General features: G+C 59.7%; 11 protein-coding genes and 4 tRNA genes. 10 read left to right on the plus strand and 5 right to left on the minus strand.

Going from position 1 to position 15,042, the window contains the following annotated elements:
- Window positions 1–772 precede the first annotated feature (772 nt).
- Window positions 773–1,096, plus strand: a complete 324-nt coding sequence (locus tag AB4O11_RS16980) for an SEL1-like repeat protein (RefSeq protein ID WP_093440078.1) — start codon at window positions 773–775, stop codon at window positions 1,094–1,096.
- A gap of 175 nt (window positions 1,097–1,271) precedes the next feature.
- Entirely contained in the window at window positions 1,272–2,636 is a 1,365-nt protein-coding gene (locus AB4O11_RS16985; RefSeq protein WP_176470067.1) for a DNA recombination protein RmuC, read from the plus strand.
- 84 nt (window positions 2,637–2,720) lie between these two features.
- Here the strand turns inward: AB4O11_RS16985 and AB4O11_RS16990 are convergent, their stop codons facing one another.
- Entirely contained in the window at window positions 2,721–6,191 is a 3,471-nt protein-coding gene (locus AB4O11_RS16990; RefSeq protein ID WP_460127571.1) for a hybrid sensor histidine kinase/response regulator, read from the minus strand.
- 151 nt (window positions 6,192–6,342) lie between these two features.
- The gene (locus AB4O11_RS16995; protein WP_460090230.1) at window positions 6,343–6,885 is read right to left on the minus strand and encodes a TetR/AcrR family transcriptional regulator; all 543 of its coding nucleotides are present in this window, start codon (window positions 6,883–6,885) and stop codon (window positions 6,343–6,345) included.
- A gap of 91 nt (window positions 6,886–6,976) precedes the next feature.
- Between AB4O11_RS16995 and AB4O11_RS17000 the strand changes: the two genes are divergently transcribed.
- The 4 genes from AB4O11_RS17000 to AB4O11_RS17015 all read left to right on the plus strand — a co-directional run bounded on the left by AB4O11_RS17000 (window position 6,977) and on the right by AB4O11_RS17015 (window position 11,758).
- Window positions 6,977–8,164: an MFS transporter gene (locus AB4O11_RS17000; RefSeq protein WP_257357786.1), complete on the plus strand. Its 1,188-nt coding sequence runs from the start codon at window positions 6,977–6,979 to the stop codon at window positions 8,162–8,164.
- A gap of 51 nt (window positions 8,165–8,215) precedes the next feature.
- Window positions 8,216–8,527, plus strand: a complete 312-nt coding sequence (locus tag AB4O11_RS17005) for a cupin domain-containing protein (protein WP_095051094.1) — start codon at window positions 8,216–8,218, stop codon at window positions 8,525–8,527.
- 105 nt (window positions 8,528–8,632) lie between these two features.
- Complete coding sequence (locus tag AB4O11_RS17010; RefSeq protein WP_093440169.1) at window positions 8,633–9,784, plus strand: TDT family transporter; 1,152 nt, start codon at window positions 8,633–8,635, stop codon at window positions 9,782–9,784.
- 99 nt (window positions 9,785–9,883) lie between these two features.
- A complete protein-coding gene (locus AB4O11_RS17015) occupies window positions 9,884–11,758 on the plus strand; it encodes an MFS transporter (RefSeq protein ID WP_460127574.1) in 1,875 nt (624 codons plus the stop codon).
- 112 nt (window positions 11,759–11,870) lie between these two features.
- On the opposite strand, the gene sugE is transcribed toward AB4O11_RS17015, so the two are convergent.
- From sugE to rdgC, 3 genes are all read right to left on the minus strand, one after another.
- Complete coding sequence (gene sugE / locus AB4O11_RS17020) at window positions 11,871–12,185, minus strand: quaternary ammonium compound efflux SMR transporter SugE (RefSeq protein ID WP_003223093.1); 315 nt, start codon at window positions 12,183–12,185, stop codon at window positions 11,871–11,873.
- 119 nt (window positions 12,186–12,304) lie between these two features.
- Entirely contained in the window at window positions 12,305–13,270 is a 966-nt protein-coding gene (locus AB4O11_RS17025) for a bile acid:sodium symporter family protein (protein ID WP_427118687.1), read from the minus strand.
- Window positions 13,271–13,418: 148 nt separating this feature from the next.
- Entirely contained in the window at window positions 13,419–14,339 is a 921-nt protein-coding gene (gene rdgC, locus AB4O11_RS17030; protein WP_064390914.1) for a recombination-associated protein RdgC, read from the minus strand.
- A gap of 159 nt (window positions 14,340–14,498) precedes the next feature.
- On the opposite strand from rdgC, the gene AB4O11_RS17035 reads away from it, so the two are divergent.
- From AB4O11_RS17035 to AB4O11_RS17050, 4 genes are all read left to right on the plus strand, one after another.
- Window positions 14,499–14,574 (plus strand) — tRNA-Val (locus tag AB4O11_RS17035).
- Window positions 14,575–14,593: 19 nt separating this feature from the next.
- Window positions 14,594–14,670: transfer RNA gene (locus AB4O11_RS17040), tRNA-Asp, on the plus strand.
- A gap of 192 nt (window positions 14,671–14,862) precedes the next feature.
- Window positions 14,863–14,938, plus strand: a tRNA-Val gene (locus AB4O11_RS17045).
- Window positions 14,939–14,957: 19 nt separating this feature from the next.
- A tRNA-Asp gene (locus AB4O11_RS17050) sits at window positions 14,958–15,034 on the plus strand.
- The last annotated feature ends 8 nt before the right edge of the window (window positions 15,035–15,042 follow it).

The raw sequence follows: 15,042 nt of genomic DNA on the forward strand, positions 1-15,042 counted from the left end.
AAGGTTCTGGGCCCGGGGTGAAGATCCTGATCAATTTGCAGGTTGGTTCGGTCAGAGTAAGTGTTCTTCGCAACACCCTTCACGTCATTGGAAGGCTGTGTTGTCGCAAGATTTACCCGGAAACCATCGAGGGGTCGTTCCCGCTTTTTTCGGTAGGGCTTCTTGGAAGAAGGCAGACCGTGGGGATGTGTTCGACCGGAATTGACTTTCAGCTTGGTACTAACGCCGCGGATACTAACGGATCGAAACGGGTAAAGCAAACTTCGAGTAGAAAAACATTGCAGAGGCCGATTGAGTCTGCTTTGGGGGGCGCAGAATTGCCCGCATTTGGCGCAGCGCTTGACCGTCGGTCGGTGAAGATTTGTTCATCAAGCCGCGTGCCAGGCCGGTTTATCCCCAGACCGGTTAGCAAAACGACCCGAAAAAGCGCATCGATATAACCGGGTAACAGGTACTTGTGCACATTAGTTGCGCAAGCTGTAACGGCACTGTCATACCAATCCTGACTCCACTGGCTGCCTGCATCGAAAGTTTAAGTCAATGAAAAACATCGCTTTTTTTTGTTGGTGAAAAAATCGTCAGTTTGACTGCGAGCCCCATTCCATAAGGCTTTGCGGCGGTTGGAGGGCGGTTGTCCACTGAGTTATCCACAGCTTCTGTGGATTGTCCCGAGCGCTTGCTCTAGGACGGGCGTGCCGGGTTGTTTTTCGACTTTACCTGTAAGAAAAAGAGAGTAGAGTGGCGCGCCTTCCGATTCGTCCCACAGTGCTTTATGAAGTTTCGCTCAGTATCAGACTCTGTTACCTCACAACCTTCTCCTGTTACCCCGCCCAAGCGATTTTCCGTTCGCGTCGCAGAATGGCTGCTCGACAGCCCGCGCCTGAGCGACAGTCATAATGCCAAGCACATCGCGGGGCGCCTGCTCAAACAACCGGCGCGTGAAGGCGTGGTGGCTGCGCAAAGCCGTCTCGGTCAGTTGATGTGCCGTGAGTGCGGTAACGCCCGGGATCGTCGCATCGGTCAGGATCTGCTGCGTCAGGCCGCTCGTGCCGGTGACCGTCGTGCGCAACAGGAACTCGGTCTGCTCGAAGACTGAGCTGTCCAAGACCTGACACCTTGGTTAACCTTCAGGCTTTATAAGATCGGCGGGAGTGGCTATGGCGATGGACTTGACCAGCGTATTGCTGGGGCTTGCAGGGGCGGGATTGCCACTGCTGGCGCTGGCCCGGCAACTGCAACGCCGGGCGAGTAACGGCCAGGCCGAGGTCGCCTTGCTCGAAGAGCGGCTGGCCATGGCGCAACTGGCGCAGGACGGACTCAACGCGCAGCTCGACGCCAGTCGCGATGAAGTCGCCGATCTCGGCCAGGCCAACGCCGCCAAGCAAGCTGATCTGGCAGCGCTGCGCCGGGAAGTCGAGCTGCTGCAGATCGAGCGTGATGACGCCCGCGATGCCTCCCACGCCTGGAACCTCGAGCGCGCGAACAAGGAAGCTGAGCTGCGCCGCCTCGACGCACAAGCCGCTTCACTGAACGCCGAACTGCGCGAGCAACAGGAAAGCCACCAGCAACGCCTCAGCGACCTGCAAGGCTCGCGCGATGAACTGCGTGCGCAGTTTGCCGAACTGGCCGGGAAGATTTTCGATGAGCGCGAGCAGCGCTTTGCCGAGACCAGTCAGCAGCGGCTCGGGCAGTTGCTTGATCCGCTCAAGGAGCGCATCCAGTCCTTCGAAAAACGGGTGGAAGAAAGTTATCAGGCCGAGGCCCGCGAGCGCTTCTCGCTGGCCAAGGAACTGGAACGCTTGCAGGCGCTCAATCTGCGCCTGAGCGACGAAGCCACCAACCTCACCCGCGCCCTCAAAGGCCAGAAAACCCAAGGCAACTGGGGCGAGCTGATTCTTGAGCGCGTGCTCGAACACGCCGGTCTGGAGAAGGGCCGCGAATACCAGACCCAGGTCAACCTCAAAGGCCCGGATGGCGAGCGCTTCCAGCCTGACGTGATCATTTACCTGCCCGGCGACAAGCAAGTCGTGGTGGACTCCAAGGTGAGTCTCACCGCCTATCAGCAGTACGTTGCAGCCGACGACGACAGCCTCGGGCAGATCGCGATCAAGCAGCATGTATTGTCGTTGCGCAATCACGTCAAAGGCCTGGCCGGCAAGGATTACAAACGTCTTGAAGGCCTGCACAGCCTCGATTTCGTTTTGCTCTTCGTGCCGATCGAGGCCGCATTTTCGGCAGCCTTGCAGGCTGAGCCATCGCTGTTTCAGGAAGCCTTCGACCGCAACATCGTGATCGTCAGCCCGACCACCTTGTTGGCGACGTTGCGGGTGATTGACAGTCTGTGGAAGCAGGAGCGCCAGAGCCAGAACGCCCGGGAAATCGCCGAGCGCGCCGGGTGGCTGTACGACAAGTTCGTGCTGTTCATTCAGGATCTGGATGAGGTCGGCAATCGCCTGCAGCAGCTGGACAAAGCCTACAGCTCAGCGCGCAACAAGCTGACAGAAGGACGCGGTAATCTGGTCAGTCGCAGTGAGCAGCTGAAATTGCTCGGCGCCCGGGCGAGCAAGAGCTTGCCGGCGGATTTGCTGGAGCGGGCGATGACCGATGTCGATGGTCTCGTCGAACTCCCTGAATAAAGATCAAAAGATCGCAGCCTCCGGCAGCTCCCACAGGATGTACGCCATACCAATGCAGGAGCCGGAGGCTGCGATTTTTTGCTTCTACAGCGGTAAATACCGACTCAACAACGCCCGCAACGCCGCCGGCTTCACCGGTTTGGCCAGATAATCCAGCCCCGCCGCATGCACCTGGGCGACCATCTCCGGTCGCCCGTCAGCGCTGATCACCACCCCCGGCACCGGCTCACCCAGGCTCGTGCGCAACCACGCCATCAGCTCAGTGCCGGTATCGCCGTGGTCAAGGTGATAGTCGACCAACGCCAGTTGCGGTCGCACGCCGTCATTTAACAGTGCTGCACATTCTTCGCGATTGCGCGCTGTCCACACCTGACATCCCCAGCGACTGAGCAGGCTGTTCATGCCGATCAGAATGCTGTCTTCATTGTCGATGCACAGCACCCGCGCGCCGCTTGGCAACCTGCCATTCATTTCGGCTGCAGCGCTTGCCGGTTGGGCCTGCGAGTGAGTGAGCGGCACGCTGACGCTGAACACACTGCCGCGACCCGGCCACGAGCGCACCCGCAAGGTGTGACCGAGCACCCGGCACAAACCATCGGCAATTGCCAAACCCAGGCCGAGGCCTTTTTCAGCGCGGGTCTGATGACTGTCGAGGCGTTTGAACTCTTCGAAAATCACTTGCTGTTTATCTTCCGGAATCCCCGGCCCGCGATCCCACACCTCCAGACACAATTCGCCGCCGCGCCGCCGCACGCCCAGCAGCACCGGGCCTTTGGCGTAGCGGAAAGCGTTAGTCAGGAAGTTCTGCAAAATGCGCCGCAGCAATTTGATGTCGCTGTCGATGCGCAGATGGCTGCCGCGCACCCGGAACTTCAAACCCTGTTCCTGCGCCAGTGCCTTGAATTCCGCGCCGAGCGTGTCAAACAGTTCATTGACCGCAAACGCCTTGCGGTCCGGGTTGATCTTGCCGTTTTCCAGACGGGAAATATCCAGCAGATCGCTGATCAGGTCCTCGGCCGAACGCAGTGAGCTGTCGAGGTGCTGCACCAGTTTCTGCGCCTCGCTGCTCAAGCCGTCGTCCTGATGGGAGAGGGCGGCGGAGAACAGCCGAGCGGCGTTCAGTGGTTGCATCAAGTCATGGCTGACCGCCGCGAGAAAGCGGGTTTTCGACTGATTGGCGGCTTCGGCGGTGCCCTTCGCCTCGGTCAGCGCGACGTTGAGTTGCGACAGTTCCTGAGTGCGTTCGCTGACCCGTTGTTCCAGCCCTTCATTGGCTTCGGTGAGTGCCTGCTCGGCTTCGCGGAACGCGGTGATGTCGGTGAAACTCATGACGAAACCGCCCCCCGGCATCGGGTTGCCGATCAGCTCGATCACTCGGCCGTTGGGGAACAGCCGTTCAGAGGTGTGCGCGCGGCCCTGACGCATCCAGTGCAAACGCCGGGCAACGTGGACTTCCGCTTCGCCGGGGCCGCACAGGCCGCGCTCGGCGTTGTAGCGAATGATGTCGGCAATCGGCCGGCCGACGCTGATCAGACCATCCGGGTAATTGAACAACTCCAGATAGCGCCGGTTCCAGGCCACCAGTTTCAGTGACTGGTCGACCACGCTGATGCCTTGGGTGATGTTCTCGATCGCACCCTGCAGCAAGGCACGGTTGAACTGCAGCACCTCGGAGGCTTCGTCGGCGATGCGCACGACGTCCTCCAGCTGCATTTCCCGACCTTCGATGGCGGCTTTTACCACTGCGCGCGTCGACGAAGCGCCGAGTACACCGGCCAGCAAGCGCTCGGTATGGGCGATCCATTCGCCGTCGGCATTCTGGTTGGGGTTGAAGCCTTTGCCTTGGCGATAGGCGAAGCGAATGAAGCTCTGGCGCGCACGTTCCTCACCGACAAAACGCGCGGCCAATTGCAGCAAGTCGTCGATTTGCACCGCCAGCATCGAGCGTGCGCTCGGCCGCGCACTGATCTCCTGACCGATGAAACGTCCGGCCTGCCAGTGTTCCGATACGCGGGTACGCGACAGCACCGAAACCCAGGCGAACAGGGTGAAGTTGCCGGCCAGCGACAGCACTACGCCTTGGGTCAGCGGGCTAATCGGCAGGTTCAGCGGATTGCTGTGCAACCATGCCAGCCCCGGAAAACTGCTTAACGACCAGCCAAGGCTGTGCGCGGCGATCGGCAGGATCAAGGTGTAGAACCACAGGAAAGTACCGGCGGCCAAACCGGCGAAAACGCCGCGCCGGTTGGCCTGTTTCCAGTACAGCGCACCGAGCATGGCGGGCGCCAGTTGAGTCACGGCGGCGAACGCGATCTGGCCGATGGTCGCCAGGCTTGCCGTCGAGCCGAGCAAGCGATAGCTGACGTAGGCCAGCAACAGAATCACCACGATGCTGACGCGGCGTACCGAGAGCATCCATTGGCGGAACACCTCGAACGGGCGCTCGGCGTTGTTGCGCCGCAGCAACCACGGCAACAGCATGTCGTTGGAGACCATGGTCGACAACGCCACACTGGCGACAATCACCATGCCGGTCGCCGCCGACGCGCCACCGATAAAGGCCAGCACCGCCAAGGCCGGGTGCGCCTGGGCCAACGGCAGGCTGATCACGAACGAGTCGGGCAAGACGTCGCTCGGCAGCAGCATCTGTCCGGCCAGCGCGATCGGCACGACGAACAGTGCGGCCAACGCCAGATAAGCGGGAAACACCCATTTGGCCAGCCGCAGATCCTGCGGATCGATGTTCTCCACCACCGTCACGTGGAACTGCCGTGGCAGGCAAATGATCGCCATCATCGCCACGCCGGTCTGCACCACCATCGACGGCCAGTTAATGGTTTCTTTCCAGTATTCCTCAAGCCGCGGGGCGAGCATCGCCTGATTGAACAGGTCGTCGAAACCGTCATACAGGCCAAACGTGACGAAAGCGCCGACGGCGAGAAAGGCAAACAGTTTGACCAGCGATTCGAAAGCAATCGCCAGCACCATGCCACGGTGGTGCTCGGTGGCGTCGAGGTTGCGTGTGCCGAAGACGATGGTGAACAGCGCCAGCACCAGCGACACGATCAGCGCGGTGTCCTGGGCGCGGGTGCCCATGGCGTCGGCACCGGCGCCGATCAGCAGGTTCACGCCGAGGACGATGCCTTTGAGTTGCAGGGCGATATAGGGGAGAACGCCGACCAGGCAGATCAGCGCGACGACCACCGCCAGCGATTGCGATTTGCCGTAGCGCGCGGCAATAAAGTCAGCGATGGAGGTGATGTTCTCCTGTTTGCTGATCATCACCATTTTCTGCAGGACCCACGGCGCGCCGACCAGCAGCAGGATCGGCCCGAGGTAAATCGGCAGGAATGACCACAATTGCTCGGCGGCTTGACCGACAGCGCCGAAGAACGTCCAGCTGGTGCAGTAAACCGCCAGCGACAGGCTGTACACCCAGGCACGCATGCGCGGCGGCAACGGCGCGCTGCGTCGGTCGCCGTAGAAGGCGATGGCGAACATGATGGCCATATAGGCCAGGGCGACGGCGGCGATCAGCCCGGTGGACAGCGACATGCAACACTCCCGACAAAAGACTCCCCGGCACTCCTGCCCGGGCGGACAGTCTCGCATGCGCGGGGCGGTTAGTCAGTGTCGACCAAGGTCGTGGCGTGGTGGGGTGTCGCAGGCGGGGAACCCCTCGGTTTCTGGGGTGATCGCGAAGGCGTCAGTCCTGACGCAGCGCAATATCGATCAGCCGATGCAGTTCAGCCACCTCCAGCGCTGCCGCCGAAAACAGAATCCGGAACACCACCGGCGCAACCACCAGGTTGATCAACCGATCAACACTCGGCGCCATTTCATCCGGATACCGCTCAACGATCGTCTGCAATTGCGCACTAATGATCGTCACGCAATACCCCGGCGTAGCACTGGCCTGCACGTCGCGCATCATGTTGCGCCCAGGCTCCGAGCTCATTTCATCGAGATATTGCTCGGCCCACGCACGAATATCGCTGCGCAAACTGCCGGTTTGCGCCGGCTCGCTGTCGGGGCGCATGCGGGCGAGGGCGACGTCGGCCAATAACGCCGAAAGATCACCCCAACGCCGATAAATCGTCGACGGTGTCACCCCCGCACGTGCGGCGATTTGCGGGACGGTCACGCTCGAACGTTCCTGTTCCTGCAAAAGCGCACGGACTGCCGAATGAATTGCATCTTGCACCCGGGCACTGCGGCCGCCGGGGCGTAAACCTTCTTTAATAGCCATGCGGCAGACCTTAACACAAAGAATTTGCTTTAAGCGCAAGGCAGTAGCACACTCCGCAAAAGCAAAAAATTAGCTTTTGCGGAGTGTGCCCATGACTAGCCTTGCTTCCAATCGATCCAGCCTGTGGTTTCTGGCGATTACTTTACTGAGTTTTCTCGCAGCATCCACGGCGCCAACGCCGCTGTATCACCTGTATCAGGATCAGCTGCACTTCTCGGCAACCATGCTGACGCTGATCTTCGGCGTTTATGCGCTCAGCCTGTTGGCGGCGCTATTAACCGTCGGCTCGCTGTCCGATCACCTCGGACGCAAACCGGTGATCTTCGCCGCCGTGCTGCTCAACGCGTTGGCGATGCTGCTGTTTATCTACGCCGACAGCGTGGCGTGGCTGATCAGCGCGCGTGTTCTGCAAGGATTTGCCACCGGCATGGCCACCGCTGTTTTAAGCGCGACCCTGCTCGACACGGATCGTCAGCAGGGGCCATTGATCAACAGTGTCGCGCCGTTGCTCGGCATGGCCTTGGGCGGCATGGGTTGCGGTTTGCTGGCGGAGTTTGCGCCGGCACCGTTGCAACTGACCTACTGGCTGCTGCTCGCGCTGTTTGTGTTGCAGGGCCTTTATGTCTGGCGCTTACCGGAAAGCGTCACTCCGCAAGCCGGGGCGTGGGCCTCGTTGCGGCCGACCTTGCACGTGCCGATTCAAGCGCGAGCCACTTTGTGGCGAGTGTTGCCGCTGAACACGGCAACCTGGGCGCTCGGCGGCTTTTATGCATCGCTGGCACCGTCGTTGGTGCGCACCGCCACTGGCTCGGACTCGAATCTGATCGGCGGCGCCACCGTTGCGGCCCTGACCGTGACTGGTGCGCTGATGATTTTCACGATGCGCAATCGTCCTGCCGTCCGGGCCTTGCAGTTGGGCGCGAGCCTGCTGCCGATCGGTCTGGTATTGATTCTGCTGGGCGTGCACAGCGCCAGCCTGTCGCTGTTTTTCCTCGGCACGCTGGTGGCCGGTTGCGGCTTTGGCTCGGGATTCCTCGGCGCCGTGCGCAGCCTGGTGCCGCTGGCCTTGCCCCATGAGCGGGCAGGATTGATGGCGGCCTATTACGTGCTCAGTTATCTGGCGTTCTGCCTGCCGGCGTTGCTCGCCGGGCACTTGTCGCGTAGCTACGGTTTGCTGGCAACCACCGATGGTTACGGGGTGGTGTTGATCGTGTTGGCCATTGGCGCGCTGCTGCTCAGCCTGCGCCCAGCCGCAGCCAAAGTGTGCCGCGCTCCATAACCCCCTCTATTTCGGTTAGCCTTGCCCAGCCTTCTTCTCACGGATCGCCCCATGAAGATTATCCGCAGCAAGACTTTCACTGCCGAGCGCGCTTGGGGCGCGCTGGACATCGCCAACATGAACGGCATCACCACGCGCCTGCACTGGACGGATCAGCCGTACAAATGGCACATCAACGATGGCGAGGAAGTATTTGTGGTGCTCGATGGCCAAGTGCTGATGCATTACCGCGATCTGGGCGAAGAAAAACAAGTGCAGCTTGAGGTCGGTGACATCTTCTATGCGAGTGTCGGCACCGAGCATGTCGCCCATCCGCAAGGCGCAGCGCGGATTCTGGTGATCGAGAGCGAAGGCAGCGTCTGACTGCTTATTGGTAAAACAGATAACAGTTAGAGAAATTACCCGTTATATAGATATTCGATTCGGTTCTACCATGGACTCAACCTCACCAGAGGAGAGGACTCCATGATGACTTGCCCCAACAGCGCCAAACCCGGCATCAAACCGTTCCGCCAGCTTCAGCACCCGCGTGAAGTGATCCGCCAGTTCACCCCCAACTGGTTCGCAGCGACCATGGGCACGGGTGTGCTGGCGTTGGCGTTGGCGCAACTGCCATTGGCCATTCCAGGCCTACACGCCATTGCTGAAGGTTTGTGGTTGTTCAACATTCTGTTATTCAGCCTGTTTACCGTTGCCTACGCCGCGCGCTGGATTCTGTTCTTTGATGAAGCGCGGCGGATTTTCGGCCACTCCACGGTTTCGATGTTCTTCGGCACGATTCCCATGGGCCTGGCGACCATCATCAACGGCTTTCTGCTGTTTGGCCTGCCGCGCTGGGGTGACGGCGTGATTCACCTCGCCGAAGTGCTTTGGTGGATTGATGTGGCCATGTCGCTGGCCTGCGGCGTGTTGATCCCTTACATGATGTTTACCCGTCAGGAACACAGCATTGATCAGATGACCGCCGTCTGGTTGCTGCCGGTCGTGGCGGCAGAGGTGGCGGCGGCCAGCGGTGGTTTGCTCGCGCCGCATCTCACCGATGCCCACTCACAATTGGTGGTACTGACGACAAGCTACGTGCTCTGGGCCTTTTCCCTACCGGTAGCGTTCAGCATTCTGACCATCCTGCTGCTGCGCATGGCCCTGCACAAACTGCCCCACGAAAATATGGCGGCGTCGAGCTGGCTGGCCCTCGGCCCGATCGGCACCGGTGCGCTGGGCATGTTGCTGTTGGGCGGTGATGCGCCGGCGATATTCGCGGCGAACGGTCTGCCCGGTATCGGTGAAATCGCCTCGGGTGTGGGGCTTATTGCCGGGATAACCCTGTGGGGCTTCGGGCTGTGGTGGATGCTGATGGCGCTGCTGATCACCGTGCGCTACTTGCGTGACGGCATCCCGTTCAACCTCGGCTGGTGGGGCTTCACCTTCCCGTTGGGCGTGTATTCGCTGGCAACCCTGAAACTGGCGAGCAGCCTGAACCTCACGTTTTTCAGTGTCGTCGGCACGCTGTTGGTGATGTTGCTGGCGCTGATGTGGCTGATCGTCGGCAAACGTACCGTGCAAGGCGCCTGGCGGGGCGAGCTGTTTGTCTCGCCGTGCATCGCAGGTTTGAAGAAATAACCGGAAAAGTTTAGGTAAGGTGTGGCCTGGATCGCTGTTCGAGAATCCAATAAGCAGTACCCAGGCCTCTCTACCTTAAACATCAGGGAAACACGGAAGATGAGTCACCCCTCACAGTTCAACCTGCTGCGCACCCGGCGCTTCTTGCCGTTCTTCATCACGCAGTCGCTCGGCGCGTTCAACGACAACGTGTTCAAACAGTCGCTGATCCTCGCCATTCTCTATCGGCTGACCATCGAGGGTGACCGTTCGATCTGGGTCAACCTGTGTGCTTTGCTGTTTATCCTGCCGTTTTTCCTGTTCTCGGCACTGGCCGGGCAGTTCGGGGAAAAATTCGCCAAGGACGCGCTGATCCGTCTGATCAAGCTCGCGGAAATCGCGATCATGGCCGTAGGATCGATCGGTTTTCTCTTCGATCACTTGTCGCTGATGCTGGTGGCGCTGTTCGCCATGGGGACCCATTCGGCGCTGTTCGGGCCGGTGAAGTATTCGATCCTGCCGCAGGCCTTGCGCGAGGATGAGCTGGTGGGCGGCAACGGCCTGGTGGAGATGGGCACGTTTCTGGCGATTCTCGCCGGGACGATTGGTGCCGGGGTCATCATGTCCTCTTCGCACTATGCACCGTTGGTGTCCTGCGCCATCGTCGGGATCGCCGTGCTGGGTTATCTGGCCAGTCGCAGCATTCCGCGCGCGGCGGCATCCTCCCCGGAGATGCGCCTGAACTGGAACATCTTCAGTCAATCCTGGGCCACGCTGAAGCTCGGTCTGGGCCAGACGCCAGCGGTGTCGCGCTCGATTGTCGGCAATTCGTGGTTCTGGTTTGTCGGGGCGATTTACCTGACGCAGATTCCCGCCTACGCCAAGGAATGGATGCACGGCGATGAGACCGTGGTCACCCTGATTCTTACCGTGTTCTCGGTCGGGATTGCGCTGGGTTCGATGCTTTGCGAGAAGCTGTCCGGGCGCAAGGTGGAGATCGGTCTGGTGCCGTTCGGTTCGTTCGGTCTGACCGTATTCGGTTTGCTGCTGTGGTGGCATTCCGGCGGGATTCCCGACAGCGTCAGCGGCCACAGCTGGATTGAAGTGCTGGGCTTCGTGCACACCTGGGCGGTGTTGGTCGACATCCTCGGTCTCGGCATTTTCGGTGGTTTCTACATCGTGCCGCTGTATGCCTTGATCCAGTCGCGCACCGCCGAGAACGAGCGGGCAAGGGTGATTGCCGCCAACAACATTCTCAACGCACTGTTTATGGTGGTCTCGGCCATCGTCTCGATTGTGCTGCTGAGCGTGGTCAAACTGTCGATCCCGCAGTTGTTCCTGGTGGTGTCGCTGCTGAATATTGGCGTCAATGCCTACATCTTCAAAATCGTCCCCGAGTTCAGCATGCGCTTCATGATCTGGCTGCTCAGCCATTCCATGTACCGCGTCGAACATCGCAACCTTGAGGCGATTCCGGATGAAGGCGCGGCACTGCTGGTGTGCAACCACGTGTCGTTTGTCGATGCCTTGCTGATTGGTGGCGCAGTGCGTCGGCCGATTCGCTTTGTCATGTACTACAAGATCTACAACCTGCCGGTGCTGAACTTTATCTTCCGCACGGCGGGGGCGATTCCGATTGCCGGACGGAATGAAGACATCCAGATTTACGAAAAGGCCTTCACGCGAATTGCTCACTATTTGAAGGACGGTGAGCTGGTGTGCATTTTCCCGGAAGGCAAGCTGACGGCGGATGGCGAGATGAATGAGTTCCGGGGCGGTTTGACGCGGATTCTTGAAGAGACGCCGGTGCCGGTGATTCCGCTGGCGTTGCAAGGGCTGTGGGGGAGTTTCTTCAGCCGCGATCCGAACAAAGGGTTTTTTCACCGATTGTGGTCGCGGGTAACGTTGGTGGCAGGAGCGCCGGTGGGCGTTGATGCTGCTGAGCCGGCGAAGTTGCAGGGGTTGGTCGGGGAGTTGCGCGGGGCAGTCAGATAGCCGGCGATTTTAAGGGCCTCTTCGCGAGCAGGCTCGCACACATTCGATCGCGTTCCGTCAGAGGAATACGATCAACTGTGGGAGCGAGCCTGCTCGCGAAAGCGGTAGTGGCTTAAGCGCTGACCTTGAGGCCAATCAACCCGGTAATGATCAACGCCACACTGGCCAGCCGAATCAACGCCATCGACTCGCCAAACAGGATGATTCCGGCAATCACCGTGCCCACCGCACCGACGCCGGTCCAGATCGCATAGGCGGTGCCCAACGGCAATTCCTTCATCGCAAGACCGAGCAGGCCAAGGCTGATGGCCATGGCCGCAACGGTCAGAACGGTGGGGAGCGGGCGGGTGAAACCGTCGGTGTATTTCAGGCCGACGGCCCAGCCGACTTCAAACAGGCCGGCGAAAAACAGAATGATCCAGGACATGAAAGACCTCCATCGATAGACGGGGTCGTCCCCAGATTAATAACTCGATCGAGCCGCAGGGTCGTCCCCGCGTTGCGCAGTAGTGTGACGAGCATTAACCCGGGGATCAAGTTTGCGCCTCAGTCGGCCGCCTGTTGCGCCAGTGCCTCGCGGTCTTGTTTTTCACTCATGCGCCGGAAGTACGTCGACAGCAACGCGCCGGAGATATTGTGCCAGACGCTGAACAGCGCGCTCGGCACCGCCGCCAATGGCGAAAAATGCGCACTGGCCAGCGCGGCGCCCAACCCGGAATTCTGCATGCCGACTTCCAGCGCCAGCGATTTGCGCTGGGCCAACGGCAACTTGAACAGGCGCCCGGTGAAATAACCCAGCAGATAACCGAAGCTGTTGTGCAGCATCACCACGGCCATGATCAACAGGCCGGATTCGGCGATTTTCGCCTGACTGGCGGCTACCACGGCGGTGACAATGATAACGATGCTGACCACCGATACCAGCGGCAACACGTCCACGGCATGACGAACCTTGTCACCGAGCATGCGTTGGGCAACCACGCCGAGAATGATCGGCAGCAGCACCACTTGCAGGATCGACCAGAACAGCTCCATGAACGACACCGGCAACCACGCCGAAGCCAGCAGCCAGATCAGTGCCGGGGTCAGCAGCGGGGCGAGGAGGGTGGTCACGGCAGCAATGGCCACCGACAATGCCAGATCACCTCGGGCCAGCCAGGTCATCACGTTGGACGAGGTGCCGCTCGGGCAGCAACCGACCAGAATCACTCCGACAGCGATTTCCGGCGGCAGGTGAAATATCTGGCAGAGCAACCACGCCACACCGGGCATGATCACGAAATGTGCAACCACGCCCAGCGCTACGCGCCATGGATGGCGGGCGACAGCAGCGAAGTCGTCGAGTTTGAGGGTCAGGCCCATGCCGAACATCACCAGCCCGAGCAGCGGCACGATCGCGCTTTTCAGGCCGAGGAACCACGCCGGTTGCAGGAACGCAATCACCGCGAAAAGCAGAACCCAGTAAGCGAAGGTATTGCCGACAAAGCGGCTGAGTGCAGCCAGTGCGCGCATGGCCTGTTCCTTATTATTAAATGAACACCACAAAACAAATGTAGGAGTGAGCCTGCTCGCGATAGCGGTCTTTCAATCAACACTTTAGTTGAATGTCAGTCCCTCATCGCGAGCAGGCTCACTCCTACAGTTTTGACATCACAAGGCTTTAGATGCCTTGAGGAGTCTCTTCCCCACCCAACGCTTCAACCAGCGCTGGCAGGAAATCACCGAAGGTCAGCATCATCAGCGTGAAGCTGGCATCCAGCTGACCCAGTGCCTCGTCGCCACCGTCCTGCTCCGCCTGATCCTGCAACAGATCTTCGAACTTCAGACGTTTGACCGTCATCTTGTCGTCGAGCATGAACGACAGTTTGTCCTGCCAGGCCAACGACAATTGAGTGACGACTTTGCCAGTGCTCAGGTGCAGCTGGATTTCTTCGCTGGTCAGGTCCTGACGCTTGCAACGCACGATACCGCCATCTTCGTGGGTGTCGCGCAGTTCGCACTCGTCCAGTACATAGAAGTCATCAGCGGCTTTTTGCGTGGTGACCCAGTCAGTCATGACCGCAGTCGGTGCCATTTTCACGGTCAACGGACGGACGGGCAGGGTGCCGATCACTTCACGCAGGGTCGACAGCAGGTCTTCGGCACGTTTCGGGCTGGCCGAGTTGACCAGGATCAGGCCCTGTTTCGGCGCGATAGCGGCAAAGGTCGACGAGCGACGGATGAAGGCGCGCGGCAGGAACGCCTGGATGATTTCATCCTTGATCTGATCGCGTTCCTTCTTATAGACCTTGCGCATCTGTTCGGCTTCGATCTCTTCGACCTTTTCCTTGACCGCGTCGCGCACGACGCTGCCCGGCAGAATGCGTTCCTCTTTACGCGCGGAAATCAGCAGGAAGTCACCGCTGACGTGCACCAGTGGAGCATCTTCGCCTTTTCCGAACGGCGCGACGAAACCGTAGGTGGTCAACTCCTGGCTTGCACATGGACGCGCCAGTTTGGTGGCCAGTGCAGTTTCCAGCGCCTCGGCATCGACAGGCAGGTCTTGGGTCAGGCGATAGATAAGCAGGTTTTTGAACCACATGGGGTGAGTCTCTCCTTTATACAAAGGGGGGCATTATTGTCTTCGCCGTCCCATAGGCCAACCCTTCTCTAAGCCTTTGGAAGGCCTGAGAAAATTATTTAAAAAAGTGCTTGCCAGAGGTTGGGTCGCTCCGTAGAATGCGCGCCACACCGAAGCGAAGGGTGATTAGCTCAGCTGGGAGAGCGTCTGCCTTACAAGCAGAATGTCGGCGGTTCGATCCCGTCATCACCCACCATTCGTTTCAAGTGTTTAGCGCAGCGGTAGTTCAGTCGGTTAGAATACCGGCCTGTCACGCCGGGGGTCGCGGGTTCGAGTCCCGTCCGCTGCGCCATATTCGGTAACCTGGACCACTGAACGCCAGGTCACCACGGAAAAACCCGCCAAGGCGGGTTTTTTTCTGCTCCAAGGTTGTACCCGCGGGATGTGTCGTTTTATTGGTTTTCGGATTTATTTGAAGAAAAACTTCAATTAAATCAACACATTACGAAAACTTGTGGCATAATGCGTCCCGTAACGAAGCGAAGGGTGATTAGCTCAGCTGGGAGAGCGTCTGCCTTACAAGCAGAATGTCGGCGGTTCGATCCCGTCATCACCCACCATTCGTTTCAAGCGTTTCGCGCAGCGGTAGTTCAGTCGGTTAGAATACCGGCCTGTCACGCCGGGGGTCGCGGGTTCGAGTCCCGTCCGCTGCGCCATATTCGGA

The sequence above is a fragment of the Pseudomonas sp. H1_D05 genome, assembly GCF_054682705.1.